The sequence below is a fragment of the Thiomicrospira aerophila AL3 genome (assembly GCF_000227665.2).
GTDB lineage: Bacteria > Pseudomonadota > Gammaproteobacteria > Thiomicrospirales > Thiomicrospiraceae > Thiomicrospira > Thiomicrospira aerophila.
In genome coordinates, this window is the sequence record NZ_CP007030.1 from 1,613,510 (window position 1) to 1,626,392 (window position 12,883).

Genomic DNA, 12,883 nt, shown 5'->3' on the forward strand with positions numbered 1-12,883 from the left:
ATTAACTTATAATCATGCTCAGTCTTTGCAAAATTTAAACCGCATTCCCAAATTTTTGGAGCCCTAATCCTTATGGCAAGCATTTTGGTCCTCAATGGTCCTAACCTGAATATGCTCGGACGACGCGAACCCCACATCTACGGTCGTCAAACCCTCGCTGATATTATTGAAGAATTAGAAACCATTGCCGATGATTTTGCAGTTAGACTCTGGCATTTTCAAAGCAATGCTGAACACGCCTTAATCGAGCGTATTCATCAAGCCATGGATGATGGCACCGAATTCATTATTATTAACCCTGCCGCTTTCACTCATACTAGTGTCGCCATTCGCGATGCCCTCGCGGCGGTTAATATCCCTTTTATCGAAATACACCTCTCTAATGTGCATAAACGCGAAAGCTTCCGACAGCACTCCTATTTCTCAGACCTAGCCGTTGGCGTCATTGCTGGCCTGGGTGCGGATGGCTATCGCTTTGCATTAGAAGCGGCCATTAAACATTTAGAATAACGACATTAAATAAATCAAAAATTACAAGGAATTACATCATGGATATTCGCTCAATCCGCAAACTTATTGAAATTGTTGAAGAATCAAATATTGCTGAAATAGAAATTCAAGAAGGCGAGCATTCTGTTCGAATCACCCGCAACAAAGAACCTATTTACATGACCGCACCGACTGCAATGCATTATCAAGCAGCCCCTACAGCGGCATCGAATCCCGCACCTGCAGCGCCAACCAGTGCGCCTGCGCCCGTTGCAGCCGCTGAACCGACTGGTACTAAAATCGCCTCACCGATGGTCGGTACCTTTTATGCCGCCCCGTCACCGACTGCGGCGCCTTTTGTAAGTGTAGGTGATAGCATCACGATTGGTGACACCCTGTGCATTATTGAAGCGATGAAAATCATGAACCCTATCGAAGCGGAAGTTTCAGGTGTCGTCAAACAAATTCTGATTCAGAATGGTGAGCCGGTTGAATACGGTCAAACACTGTTTGTTGTTGAATAAGGGTTAGCCATGGAAAAACTACTTATAGCCAACCGGGGCGAAATTGCCCTTCGCGTGTTACGCGCTTGTAAACAACTAGGCATTAAAACCGTGGCTGTTCACTCCACAGCTGATGCTAACCTAAAACACGTGCTAATGGCCGATGAAACCGTGTGTATTGGCCCTGCAGCCTCAGCACAAAGCTACCTACATATTCCAGCCATTATTTCCGCCGCTGAAGTCACCGATGCGGAAGCTATCCACCCAGGCTACGGCTTTTTGTCTGAAAACGCTGATTTTGCCGATCGTGTCGAAGAAAGCGGTTTTATTTTTATCGGCCCTAAAGGTGACACCATCCGCATGATGGGCGATAAAGTTCAAGCTATTCGCGCAATGAAAGCCGCAGGCGTCCCGACTGTTCCCGGTTCTGGTGGCCCACTAGGTGACGATGCTGAAACGAATTTACGTATTGCCAAAGAAATTGGCTATCCAGTGATTATTAAAGCCTCTGGCGGCGGCGGTGGGCGCGGCATGCGCGTAGTGCATACGGAAGGCAGTTTATTAAAGTCGATTCAGCTAACCAAACAAGAAGCCGGTGCCGCCTTTAACAACCCTGAAGTCTATATGGAAAAGTTTCTAGAAAACCCCCGCCATATTGAAATTCAGGTTCTTGCCGATGGCCAAGGCAATGCGATTCATCTAGGTGAACGCGATTGCTCGATGCAGCGCCGTCATCAGAAGGTCGTCGAAGAAGCACCCGCACCAGGCGTAACCGAAGAACAACGCAACCGCATCGGTGCAATTTGTGCCAAAGCCTGTGTTGACATCAATTATCGCGGCGCAGGTACTTTTGAATTTTTATATGAAAATGGTGAGTTTTATTTCATTGAGATGAACACACGTTTGCAAGTTGAACACCCAGTCACTGAGCAAGTGACGGGAATTGACCTGGTTAAAGCACAAATTGAAATTGCCATGGGCCGTCCATTGACCATCAAGCAATCTGATATCAAGCTCACTGGTCATGCGATTGAGTGCCGTATTAATGCCGAAAATCCAGCAAAAAACTTTATGCCCTCGCCAGGCAAAATTGAGCGTTTGCATTTACCCGGCGGCCCAGGCGTGCGCATTGACACGCATATTTATACCGGTTATACCGTCCCCCCTCACTATGACTCCATGATAGCCAAAGTCATTTGCTCTGGTGCCGATCGCGATACGGCGATTGCTCGGATGCGCACTGCCCTGCAGGAAATGGCGATTAAAGGGATTGACTCTAATATAGAGCTACAACGTGAAATTATGAGTGATCAGGGCTTTACTGAAGGTGGCCGCAACATTCATTATCTCGAACATCGGCTTGAGCATTTAGTTTAATGGCTTGGATTCAAATCACCAGCACGGTTGCTGAAGCGCAGGCTGAACCCCTTTCCGATGCACTCATGGAACTGGGTGCGCTGTCTGTGACTTTTGCTGAAACCGGTGAACAAGAAATATTTGAACCTGAGCTTGGCACGACGCCGATTTGGCAACAAACTCGGGTAATGGGATTATTTGATGCACAGGTTAACTCTGCTGAATGCCTACTTGGACTCACTCAACTGATGCCCGAACTCTCACCGAGTCAATTTAAAGTTGAGCTCATTGAAGATAAAGACTGGGTTCGTGAATGGATGGATCAATTCCAACCCATGCAGTTCGGTACAAACCTGTGGATTGTGCCTAGTTGGTTAGCGGCACCCCACCCAGATGCGACAAATTTACTCCTTGATCCAGGTCTGGCGTTTGGCACCGGCACCCATCCAACCACTGCCATGTGCTTAACCTGGTTGGATGCTAATCCGCCCGTTAACAAATCTGTTATTGACTATGGTTGCGGCTCAGGTATTTTAGCGATTGCCGCGGCTAAACTAGGAGCCAACTCGGTTTATGCCACTGATATTGATCCACAGGCCATTACGGCCACACTTGATAATGCCCAGCGCAATCAGGTGACCGTGCAAGCAGGCCTGGTAAATGACATCAAACTACCCCAATCACAGCTGATTCTCGCGAATATCCTAGCGGGGCCATTAGCTGAACTCGCCCCCATTTTAAGCCAATACCTAGTCACCGATGGGCAACTGGTGTTATCAGGCCTGCTTGTTAGCCAGTCCGAACAACTGATCACCTGTTATCGCGAGGTTGGTATTGATCTTCAACTAGCAAACCAGCACGAAGACTGGGCATTACTGGTGGGCGTCAAAGCCACCCCAACGTCATAGCGCATTATGAGCTGGCAACTCGGCCCCTATCAGCTTCCAAATAAATGGGTGCTCGCGCCAATGGCCGGAGTAAGCGATAGTGCTTTACGAAGCATCTGCTATAAACAGGGTGCCGGTTATGCGATTGGGGAAATGCTAAGCGCGCAAACCCACCTATGGGAAACCAAAAAATCTGCGACTCGACAGGTCAATATGGCAGATCCTGAACCGCGCGCCATTCAGTTGTTAGGTATTGACCCTAAAGCCTTGGCTGATGCCGCACAGCGCCAAGTTGCTCAAGGCGCACAAGTGATTGATCTTAATCTAGGCTGTCCGGCTAAAAAAGTCTGTCAACAAGCAGCCGGTTCGGCCTTATTGGCCTACCCTGAGCAGGTTGCCAGTATTTTTAATGCAGTAGTGGCAGCGGTAGATGTCCCCGTGACTGTCAAAATTCGAACTGGTATTAATGCCGAGCATAAAAATGGGCTTGAGATCGCCAAAATCGCCGAAGGCTGTGGCTTAAGCGCTATTACGGTTCATGGTCGAACTCGCGCAGATAAATTTAACGGCCAAGCTGAATATGACACTATCGCGCTGATCAAACAAACCGTATCTATCCCAGTGATTGCCAATGGCGATATTTGTTCTGCCGAAGACGCGCAATTTGTATTAAACTATACGAATGCCGATGCGATTATGTTAGGCCGCGCTGTACTGGGTCGACCTTGGCTTTTTAATCAAATTGACGCATGGGTGAACAACAAAACCCTGTTGCCAGATCCAAGCTTAATGGCAAGACAACATATTATGCGTGATCATTTAGATGCCATTTACCGATTGTACGGCGAAACCCAAGGTGTAAGAATAGCGCGCAAACACTTGGGATGGTACGCCCAGCATTTACCTGCAGGTGATCGTTTACGCCAGATGTTCAATCGACTGGATGTATCGACCAAACAACAAGCCTGCATCGACAAATATTTTGATGCGTTAGACACAAGACTAGAATTAGAATCATGCTAAAACCCTTGCCCCTCGAACATCACTTAATTGATAGCCTCGACTACTACTTTAATACCCTAGAAGGCGAAAAAGTCAGTAATCTTCATGCCATGGTGATTCAACAAGTTGAAAAACCTTTAATTGAATACGTACTGGCCCAAACGGCAGGCAATCAATCTCAAACGGCGGCAATGCTAGGCATCAATCGCAACACCCTTCGAAAAAAGATGCAGCACTACAACCTAATGCCTTCTAATGACTAATCGTTATTCCCTCTATTTTTACTTCTGGAGATATTTATGAAACCCGTCCGTCGTGCCTTAATTAGCGTATCCGACAAAACCGGCATTATTGATTTTGCCAAATCCTTGAGCCAATTCGGTGTCGAAATTTTATCCACCGGCGGCACCTACAAAGCCTTGCGTGATGCAGGCCTGGTGGTGACAGAAGTATCGGAATACACCGGATTTCCAGAAATGATGGATGGCCGCGTCAAAACCCTGCACCCTAAAGTCCATGGTGGCTTATTAGGACGTCGCGGTACCGATGATGCAATTATGGCCGAACATGGCATTAAACCGATTGATATGGTGGTGGTTAATCTTTATCCATTCGAAGCGACGGTCGCTAAAGCCGATTGCTCACTTGAAGACGCGATTGAAAACATCGACATTGGCGGCCCAACTATGTTGCGTTCTGCCGCCAAAAATCATAAAGATGTCGCTGTGGTTACCGACCCTAAAGATTACGCGCGTATTTTAGAAGAAATGCAAGCCAATGCTGGCCAGCTATCGCACGCCACCCGCTTTGACTTAGCGATCAAAACCTTTGAACAAACCGCGCGTTATGACGGCGCAATTGCCAACTATTTCGGCACCCTATTCACTGAAGACAAAACCGACGCCTTCCCGCGTACCTTCAATACGCAATTTGTTAAAAAACAGTCAATGCGTTATGGCGAAAACCCACATCAAAACGCCGCATTTTATGTGGAGCGCAATGCCTCAGAAGCGTCGGTTTCAACTGCTACCCAACTGCAAGGCAAAGAATTATCTTTTAACAACATTGCCGATACCGATGCGGCCTTGGAATTGGTTAAAACCTTTGAACAAACCGCTTGTGTGATTGTAAAACACGCCAACCCTTGCGGCGTTGCCACCGGTGGCAATCTGTTTGAAGCCTATGACCGCGCTTATAAGACCGACCCGACCTCGGCATTCGGCGGCATTATTGCCTTTAACCGCGAATTAGACGCCCAAACCGCGCAAGCGATTGTGGATCGTCAATTTGTGGAAGTCATTATTGCCCCTAGCATTAGCCAAGCAGCACAAGCTATCGTTGAGGCCAAGAAAAACGTGCGCCTACTTGCCTGTGGCGAATTAAACGGCCAACAAGCCGCTTATGATTACAAACGCGTCACTGGCGGTTTATTGGTACAGGATCGCGATTTAGGCATGATTACCGAAGCCGACTTAAAAGTCGTCAGCAAAATCGCACCGACCCCAGAACAAATGCAAGACTTGCTATTTGCGTGGAAAGTGGCGAAATACGTGAAATCCAACGCTATTGTGTATGTGAAAGACGGCATGACCATTGGCGTCGGTGCAGGCCAAATGAGCCGCGTGTATAGCGCCAAAATCGCTGGGATTAAAGCCGCCGATGAAGGTTTGGAAGTGAAAGGTTCGGTGATGGCATCGGATGCGTTTTTCCCATTCCGTGACGGCATTGATGCGGCAGCAGCAGCGGGTATTAAAGCCGTGATTCATCCGGGTGGTTCAATGCGTGACGAAGAAGTTATCGCCGCCGCCAATGAGCATGGGATTGCGATGGTGTTCACTGGGATGCGCCACTTTAAACACTAAAAGGACTCTTTTATGAAAGTATTAATTATTGGTAACGGTGGTCGCGAACATGCTTTGGCATGGAAAACGGCACAAGCCCCTAACACTCAGGTTTTTGTTGCGCCAGGTAATGCCGGCACAGCGCTTGAGCCAAACTTAACTAATGTCAATATCAGTGCAACGGACATACCAGGCCTGGTGAAGTTTGCGCAAGACAATGCGATTGATTTGGCCATCGTTGGCCCAGAAGCACCGCTGGTATTAGGGGTGGTCGATGCCTTCACTGCGGCTGGTTTAAAATGTTTTGGCCCAACAAAAGGTGCGGCGCAACTAGAAGGCTCTAAAGCCTTTAGTAAAGACTTTTTAGCTAAACACGCTATTCCAACCGCTGAATATCAAGTATTTACCGAAGTTGACCCAGCGTTAGCCTATATTGCTCAAAAAGGCACGCCAATTGTAATTAAAGCCGATGGCCTTGCAGCGGGTAAAGGCGTGATTATTGCGCAAAACAGTGCAGAAGCCGAAGCTGCCATAAAAGACATGCTAGCAGGCAATAAATTTGGTGCCGCCGGCTCGCGCGTGGTGGTGGAAGAGTTTTTAGCGGGTGAAGAAGCAAGCTTTATTGTCATGGCTGATGGAGTCAATGCCCTGGCCATGGCGACCTCACAAGATCACAAAGCACGTGATAATGGCGATCTAGGCCCTAACACTGGTGGCATGGGAGCCTACAGCCCTGCGCCCGTTGTTACCCAAGCCATCCATGATCGCGTTATGACCGAGGTCATTTATCCCACCATCCGTGGCATGGCGGCGGATGGCTTACCCTACACTGGCTTTTTATATGCAGGCCTGATGATTGATGCGGCAGGAAATCCCAAAGTATTAGAGTTTAACTGCCGTTTTGGTGATCCAGAAACCCAGCCCATTATGATGCGCCTACAATCGAATCTTGCCGACCTATGCTTAGCCGCGCTAGAGCAAAAGCTTGATAGCGTCAAAGTCGAATGGGACTCTCGTCCCGCGCTCGGTGTCGTCATTGCTGCCGGCGGCTATCCAAACGACTATGCAACCGGTCATGTGATCAGCGGTCTTGAGGCTGCCGCACAAATACCTAATGCGAAAGTATTTCATGCCGGCACCCAACTCAATGCCAATAATGAAGTGACCACCAACGGTGGGCGGGTACTTTGCGCAACCAGTTTGGGTGAAAACGTCGCCGAGGCACAAGCCCATGCTTATGCGGTAGCGGACAAAATATCCTGGCAAGATCATTTTTATCGCACCGATATTGGCTATCGTGCGGTTGCGCGCGAACAGCAGGCTAAATAAACCTCCCTATCTCTTTTCCCTAACCAGGCACAATGATTGGCCAAGTGCCTGGCCTCTCAATAATCTCAACCGGTGTTTGATACACGGCTTCAATCGTCGACTGAGTTAGGACCTGATGAACCGGCCCTTGTTGAACGATTTTGCCTTCCGACAATAACAACGCGCGGTCGGCATAGTGTGATGCCAAGTTTAGGTCATGCAACACCGCCACGACCGCCATCTTGACATCGCGCGCCAAACGGCGCAGTACCTTAAACACCTGCTGCTGGTGGGCTAAGTCCAAGTTGGAGGTGCATTCATCGAGCAACAATAACGGTGGCAAGCCGCCCGTCTGTTCAGCTTGTTTGGCCGCCGTTAATATTTGCGCCAACACCCGTGCCAACTGCACCCGTTGTTGCTCACCACCGGACAAGGTGAGATAGTTGCGCTGAGCAAGATGACTGACATCAAACAACGCCAACGCCTCGTCTACTCGGCGCTTTACTTCCGCTTTGCCGGCATAAGGAATCGCCATACTGACCACTTCTTCCGCCAAAAACGGGAAATCCAAATGCACCGATTGCGGCATGACCGCACGCAACTGCGCCAACTCACGCGGCGCATAACTGGATAACGGACGTTGATGAAATTGTACGGCGGGCTTATAAGCCTCGAACTCACCCGCCAACACCTTGAGTAAACTGGATTTACCCGCACCGTTTGGACCCAAAATCACCAACACTTCACCCGCTTCAATCTCTACTGAAACCTGTTGCAAAATCGCTTTGCCATTCAACGTTAAATTAAAGTCTGCTACTGAAATCATACTCATCCCAAAAAACCGACTTAAAAACCAACTCGGTTACGACGCTGGAGTAACAAAGCAAGGAAGAACGGCCCACCAATCGCCGCCATCACCAGCCCAATAGGTAACTCCGCCGGGGCAACAATTATTCTGGCAATCGAGTCAGATAAAATCACTAAAATCGCGCCCATTAATGCACTACCCGGCAATACCCAACGATGATCAGGCCCTAACAACAAACGCACCAGATGTGGCGCGACCAAGCCGACAAACCCAATCACCCCACTGACTGCGACCGCCGCACCCACACTCAATGCGGTCAACACAATGATCGCGCGCTTGGCAAGCTTGACATTAAAACCGATATGTTCGCTGACTCTTTCTCCCATTAAAAACGCATTCAGGGTTAAGGCAAAATAGGGTAATAAACCTATAGCCAACAAAATCGGAATACCCGATACCAATACATCTGTCCAGGTTGCACTTGCCAAGGAACCCATCGTCCAGAAGGTCAAGCTGCGCAAGGCTTCATCGGTTGAATAATAGGTCAAGACCCCAGTGGCCGCACCGGCAATGGCATTAATCGCAATCCCCGCCAACAGCATCAGCGCGACATCGGTTCGGCCATCTTTGGTGGCGATTTGATAAATCAGCCAAGTAATCGTTAAGCCGCCCAAAAACGCGGCAATCGGCACCGCATAATAGCCGGTCATAGCTGTCCAACCGGCAAGATAAGTTGATCCCAATACAATCACCGACACCGCCGCCAACGCCGCGCCGGTGGACACGCCAACCAGGCCTGGATCGGCTAAAGGGTTGCGAAACAATCCCTGCATCGCCGCACCAGCCACCGCTAAACCGGCACCGACCAGTATCCCCAGAATGACACGCGGCAAACGGATCTCCTGCACCACCCAATTCCACTGCGCATTATCCGATAACCCAAACAACGCCAGCACCACATCTAGCCAGCCAATCTGAATCGCACCTATCGTCATGGACACCACGGCCATCAGTAAAACCACAATCACCAATACCGATAAGCCGCAAGGCGCACATTTAATTAATCTCACTTATTGATTCCCGTTTTTAGCCATAAGGCGTGTTGCGCTTGATTCTTGCTGCCATTGTTGATATACATGGCTGATCATTTGCCCCAATCTAGGACCAAAGCTCAAGGCATCATTCGGCATGATAATTAAACGCTGCTGGTCAAACGCCTGCGTATGCTTCAACACCGGATTATTTAACACGGCTTGCTTACCTCCTGACATACTGACACCCTGTTCCAGCATAAAAATAAAATCTGGATTAATATTAATAGCCGCTTCTGCTGACAACGGCTGGTAATTATAGATCTGCTGCTCCACTGGATTGGTCACGCCAATCATCTTCAGAAGTTCGTTGGCACGACTGCCTTTTCCGGCTACCGACAAATTACCATTGCGCACGGTTAAAACAAAAATCCCTTGCGGTTGACTCGCTCCGCTAGCCTGTTGCTCAGCAATGATCGCGATAGCTTGATCAAATTCCTGCGCTATAACCTGATTAAGATCACGACCTCGCTCCGGCACACCCAACACCGCCGCAATCTGCTCAACCTTATGCATAATACCGTCTAAACTGGGCGTATTATCTATAATCTCAACCCGAATACCCGATGCCTGAAGCCGATCTAGGGTTTTGCTGGGCTTGGCATCACTGGTCGCAATAATTAAATCCGGACTCAGTGACAAGACCCCCTCAACCGTGAGTTGGCGCATATAACCCACATCCGGCAGGTCGTTCACCGCCTCAGGGTAACGACTGGTAATGTCACGCCCTACCACTTTATCGCCTAATCCGAGCGCAAACACAATTTCTGTAACCGAGCCATCAATCGTAACAATCCGCTCCGCAGCCTGCGCTTTATGCCCCAAACCCATTAGTAAAACAAGACCCAAAAACATCAGTATCCAAAAGTGAACAACGCTTGGTTTAATCATGCCACCCTCCTTGCACTATAAGCTAAGTCATTGATTAAATTCCACCATTCCTGATCATCTGCAGGCCGTTCTGTGGCGCATGGGGCGATCGAAATAATTAACCGCTCTTGATGATCAAAACATTCAATGTGTGCAGCAAAGTCATCATCAAACCCTTTGGTTAACAACCAAATACTGGCCACCTCCGTTTCCATCAAATGCATATTAAACGCGGGATCCAATACATTAAACCAAGGCCCAACTGTAACTAATTTATTAACTAATCCACGATGTGTTTGGATAGCACCGGCATTAGCAACAGTAATTTTAACGGCCAAATGCTTATCCCTGACGTGATTGAAAATTTGACCTAGTGCCGATGTGTCTAGCTGAAAAACCCCCTCACTCAATAACGCATAGCCAGCAGGACGCGTAATTTTATACTGTTTGAAAAGTGAACCTATATTGTCACGGTGAGATAGCAATCGCCAATCGAGCAACAACGCCTCCTTATCAATCAATCGGCAGGATTTCACTGACTCATGTTCTTTTAAGCAGGCCTGCAACTTCATAAACAACCAACGCTCAATACCTGCTTCCCGACTTGATCTTGCTGGATCCCCTTCAACCCCCACTTCTCTAGCCCAATCCTGTGGATTCATCAAAAAAGGAGCTATAGCATTCATAAATCCTTGTCGATCAGTCTGATCAACAACAAACAGCTTATGTAAAGCCTCACCTGATGCATCATAAAACTGCAATGAAGGCCGAGAGTCAGCTCCTAACCAAATAGCATAATGCCAACAAGACAAATCAAACTCTGCCAGCCAATCTTGTTGACTCCAACCTACTAAGCCAGATGCATAACATTCATAACATAACTCACCGGTGTGCTCTAAAACAACCGCATCATTGCGCGTTAACGCCATCGCGAATTGACCAGAAAAGGCTTGTAGCAGCGGCTTAAAATCCTGCTTGCGAATAAAATGAATCTTCTGTAAGTCACCCAATAAAACATACATCAGCTCTGAAATACCCATCAATTGCGCCGCGTTTCTAGCGCGTTTTTTCTCATCGATACAACGCTGCTTTGCAACAAGCAAGCTGGGACGATCAAATTCAATTTCCATAAGCCCACCTTAAATATAGTAAAAAATATATTGATAATGATTATTGATAAATATAGTATTACAAAAAGAAAGCAAATGCTAATTGTTTTTAATTAGATTAACTTAACGAACTGGAGTGAACACGATGGAACGCCTACCTATGCAATCAGTCGCGATGGATTTTCAACAATTTTTAACGTCGCAAAACAGCGCTGTCTTGGCTACGCTGGATACCAATCAGCTACCCAATGCCAGTTATGCGCCCTACCTTTGGCATGATGGAAAACTTTACATTTATGTGTCTGAGTTAGCCAAACATACGGGTAATTTATTTGTGCGCCCCGGCCTGAGTGTCATGGTGATTGAAGATGAAAAAACCTGTCAAAACATTTTTGCACGCAAAAGAGCAACACTGATGGCTACCGCTAAACCTATAGATCGCCAACACCCTAACTGGGCGGACCTAATGCATCACTATGTTAGTCACCATGGTGAAACAGCCTTACATCTTCAAAACCTTAAAGACTTTCATTTGTTTGAATTAGAGGTGTTATCAGCCACTTTTGTTAGAGGTTTTGCCCAAGCATATACCCTAAATGGCGATGCCTTAAACGAGGTTAAACATATGAATGATCGTGGCCACGGCCAATCTTCACGTCATCTCACCGACGCACAAGCATCCTAGGGAGCAACCATGTTAAAACTACAGACCACTCACCCTACGCATGGTTTTTGTTTAACCGACCAGTACACAAACGCAATCAAAAACTTAGCCCCAACAGGCATCTGGAAAGCCGTGTTAGTGAATTCGGGATTGCATCACCAAGTGACTGCTCGCTTTTGTAAACTCCATCATCGTGGGTCACGCTTGATTGGCTCGGCTCCATTTGTGAATGCCAATTTATTTACCCACAAGTGGCAAAACTTAGCGGCGTTTTGGCAGCAAGACCAAGCTTATATCGATATTAAAGATAGCCACGGACAGCTAGCCTACTGCTTAAAATCACTCCATGATCCAAACAGCGTTGAGGCAGAGCATTTAAGCGAATGGTTTGATACCTATGCGGGCCTAAGTGCAATCACACCAAAAACAACTCATATAAAGCGATTCAAAACCCATCGCTTCGCTGTTCAACCCATTGATCAAGGACAATTACAGCAAATTTGGTTGAGTTTTAAACACCCGCAACAAGCCAATAGTCTTTTTAAAGCACAGGCTCACCAACTTCCAACCCTCTTCGAAAGCCTTGGTAACCGCTTTGCACGCAGCATGACCTTTGAACAATTGGTTCACCACCTTGAACGCTTAAGATTGAGCCAGGCTTTTATGAGTATCACCGCGCGTAATGAAGCGCTCACCCAAACACACCTTGGGCGCATACGTAAATTGTTTCAAACCGATGACAAATTGCTGTTAACAGATGCCGGCTTTAAATTACAAATATTAAGCAAACATATTAGCCAGGCCTGGTGCTTAAAGATTCCTACTGACACAGCTAGTGCTATTCAAATCAAATTACTGGATAGCCGTAATCAAGAAGTATTAACCATTACTGATCAACAACCCTGCCACTCTAGCCACCAGTGGCAGCAAATTTTTCAACAACTTAACTAATGGA

14 protein-coding genes are annotated in these 12,883 nt (G+C 47.5%); 10 read left to right on the plus strand and 4 right to left on the minus strand.

Going from position 1 to position 12,883, the window contains the following annotated elements; translation table 11 throughout:
- Nucleotides 1–72: 72 nt before the first annotated feature.
- Genes aroQ through purD form a run of 8 tightly spaced genes read left to right on the plus strand, consistent with a single transcriptional unit; the run spans nucleotide 73 to nucleotide 7,407 of the window.
- Nucleotides 73–510, plus strand: a complete 438-nt coding sequence (aroQ, locus tag THIAE_RS07930) for a type II 3-dehydroquinate dehydratase (protein ID WP_006460705.1) — start codon at nucleotides 73–75, stop codon at nucleotides 508–510.
- Nucleotides 511–548: 38 nt separating this feature from the next.
- Nucleotides 549–1,013 (plus strand): acetyl-CoA carboxylase biotin carboxyl carrier protein, encoded by a 465-nt coding sequence (gene accB, locus THIAE_RS07935; protein WP_006460706.1) that lies wholly within the window; start codon nucleotides 549–551, stop codon nucleotides 1,011–1,013.
- Nucleotides 1,014–1,022: 9 nt separating this feature from the next.
- Nucleotides 1,023–2,369 (plus strand): acetyl-CoA carboxylase biotin carboxylase subunit, encoded by a 1,347-nt coding sequence (gene accC, locus THIAE_RS07940; protein WP_006460707.1) that lies wholly within the window; start codon nucleotides 1,023–1,025, stop codon nucleotides 2,367–2,369.
- Entirely contained in the window at nucleotides 2,369–3,256 is an 888-nt protein-coding gene (gene prmA, locus THIAE_RS07945; RefSeq protein ID WP_006460708.1) for a 50S ribosomal protein L11 methyltransferase, read from the plus strand. The genes accC and prmA overlap by 1 nt, the downstream gene beginning before the upstream one ends.
- A 6-nt stretch (nucleotides 3,257–3,262) precedes the next feature.
- A complete protein-coding gene (dusB, locus tag THIAE_RS07950; protein ID WP_006460709.1) occupies nucleotides 3,263–4,258 on the plus strand; it encodes a tRNA dihydrouridine synthase DusB in 996 nt (331 codons plus the stop codon).
- Nucleotides 4,252–4,500, plus strand: coding sequence for a helix-turn-helix domain-containing protein (locus THIAE_RS07955; protein ID WP_006460710.1), 249 nt, complete (start codon nucleotides 4,252–4,254; stop codon nucleotides 4,498–4,500). Before dusB ends, THIAE_RS07955 begins: the two co-directional genes overlap by 7 nt.
- A gap of 36 nt (nucleotides 4,501–4,536) precedes the next feature.
- A complete protein-coding gene (gene purH / locus THIAE_RS07960) occupies nucleotides 4,537–6,099 on the plus strand; it encodes a bifunctional phosphoribosylaminoimidazolecarboxamide formyltransferase/IMP cyclohydrolase (RefSeq protein ID WP_006460711.1) in 1,563 nt (520 codons plus the stop codon).
- A gap of 12 nt (nucleotides 6,100–6,111) precedes the next feature.
- Entirely contained in the window at nucleotides 6,112–7,407 is a 1,296-nt protein-coding gene (gene purD, locus THIAE_RS07965) for a phosphoribosylamine--glycine ligase (protein WP_006460712.1), read from the plus strand.
- Nucleotides 7,408–7,426: 19 nt separating this feature from the next.
- On the opposite strand, the gene THIAE_RS07970 is transcribed toward purD, so the two are convergent.
- From THIAE_RS07970 to THIAE_RS07985, 4 genes are read right to left on the minus strand one after another with little or no spacing between them, the layout of a single operon-like run.
- Nucleotides 7,427–8,218, minus strand: a complete 792-nt coding sequence (locus THIAE_RS07970; RefSeq protein WP_041483059.1) for a heme ABC transporter ATP-binding protein — start codon at nucleotides 8,216–8,218, stop codon at nucleotides 7,427–7,429.
- 14 nt (nucleotides 8,219–8,232) lie between these two features.
- A complete protein-coding gene (locus tag THIAE_RS07975) occupies nucleotides 8,233–9,264 on the minus strand; it encodes a FecCD family ABC transporter permease (RefSeq protein WP_006460714.1) in 1,032 nt (343 codons plus the stop codon).
- The gene (locus tag THIAE_RS07980) at nucleotides 9,265–10,176 is read right to left on the minus strand and encodes a heme/hemin ABC transporter substrate-binding protein (protein ID WP_006460715.1); all 912 of its coding nucleotides are present in this window, start codon (nucleotides 10,174–10,176) and stop codon (nucleotides 9,265–9,267) included.
- Nucleotides 10,173–11,285 carry a ChuX/HutX family heme-like substrate-binding protein gene (locus tag THIAE_RS07985; RefSeq protein ID WP_006460716.1) on the minus strand — a complete coding sequence of 371 codons (1,113 nt, stop codon included), beginning with the start codon at nucleotides 11,283–11,285 and terminating at the stop codon, nucleotides 10,173–10,175. The genes THIAE_RS07980 and THIAE_RS07985 overlap by 4 nt, the downstream gene beginning before the upstream one ends.
- A gap of 124 nt (nucleotides 11,286–11,409) precedes the next feature.
- Here THIAE_RS07985 and THIAE_RS07990 point away from each other — a divergent pair, with 124 nt between their 5' ends.
- Together THIAE_RS07990 and THIAE_RS07995 are read left to right on the plus strand one after the other, a co-directional pair.
- Entirely contained in the window at nucleotides 11,410–11,949 is a 540-nt protein-coding gene (locus THIAE_RS07990; RefSeq protein WP_006460717.1) for a HugZ family pyridoxamine 5'-phosphate oxidase, read from the plus strand.
- A 9-nt stretch (nucleotides 11,950–11,958) separates the two neighbouring features.
- Nucleotides 11,959–12,879 carry a hypothetical protein gene (locus THIAE_RS07995; protein ID WP_006460718.1) on the plus strand — a complete coding sequence of 307 codons (921 nt, stop codon included), beginning with the start codon at nucleotides 11,959–11,961 and terminating at the stop codon, nucleotides 12,877–12,879.
- The last annotated feature ends 4 nt before the right edge of the window (nucleotides 12,880–12,883 follow it).

Excerpts from the sequence above, each read along its gene's own strand:
- purH (WP_006460711.1), top strand. The coding sequence starts at position 4,537 with ATGAAACCCGTCCGTCGTGCCTTAATTAGCGTATCCGACAAAACCGGC.
- THIAE_RS07985 (WP_006460716.1), bottom strand. The coding sequence starts at position 11,285 with ATGGAAATTGAATTTGATCGTCCCAGCTTGCTTGTTGCAAAGCAGCGT.
- purD (WP_006460712.1), top strand. The coding sequence starts at position 6,112 with ATGAAAGTATTAATTATTGGTAACGGTGGTCGCGAACATGCTTTGGCA.
- dusB (WP_006460709.1), top strand. The coding sequence starts at position 3,263 with ATGAGCTGGCAACTCGGCCCCTATCAGCTTCCAAATAAATGGGTGCTC.
- THIAE_RS07990 (WP_006460717.1), top strand. The coding sequence starts at position 11,410 with ATGGAACGCCTACCTATGCAATCAGTCGCGATGGATTTTCAACAATTT.
- THIAE_RS07955 (WP_006460710.1), top strand. The coding sequence starts at position 4,252 with ATGCTAAAACCCTTGCCCCTCGAACATCACTTAATTGATAGCCTCGAC.
- THIAE_RS07995 (WP_006460718.1), top strand. The coding sequence starts at position 11,959 with ATGTTAAAACTACAGACCACTCACCCTACGCATGGTTTTTGTTTAACC.
- THIAE_RS07980 (WP_006460715.1), bottom strand. The coding sequence starts at position 10,176 with ATGATTAAACCAAGCGTTGTTCACTTTTGGATACTGATGTTTTTGGGT.
- aroQ (WP_006460705.1), top strand. The coding sequence starts at position 73 with ATGGCAAGCATTTTGGTCCTCAATGGTCCTAACCTGAATATGCTCGGA.
- THIAE_RS07970 (WP_041483059.1), bottom strand. The coding sequence starts at position 8,218 with ATGAGTATGATTTCAGTAGCAGACTTTAATTTAACGTTGAATGGCAAA.
- prmA (WP_006460708.1), top strand. The coding sequence starts at position 2,369 with ATGGCTTGGATTCAAATCACCAGCACGGTTGCTGAAGCGCAGGCTGAA.
- accB (WP_006460706.1), top strand. The coding sequence starts at position 549 with ATGGATATTCGCTCAATCCGCAAACTTATTGAAATTGTTGAAGAATCA.
- accC (WP_006460707.1), top strand. The coding sequence starts at position 1,023 with ATGGAAAAACTACTTATAGCCAACCGGGGCGAAATTGCCCTTCGCGTG.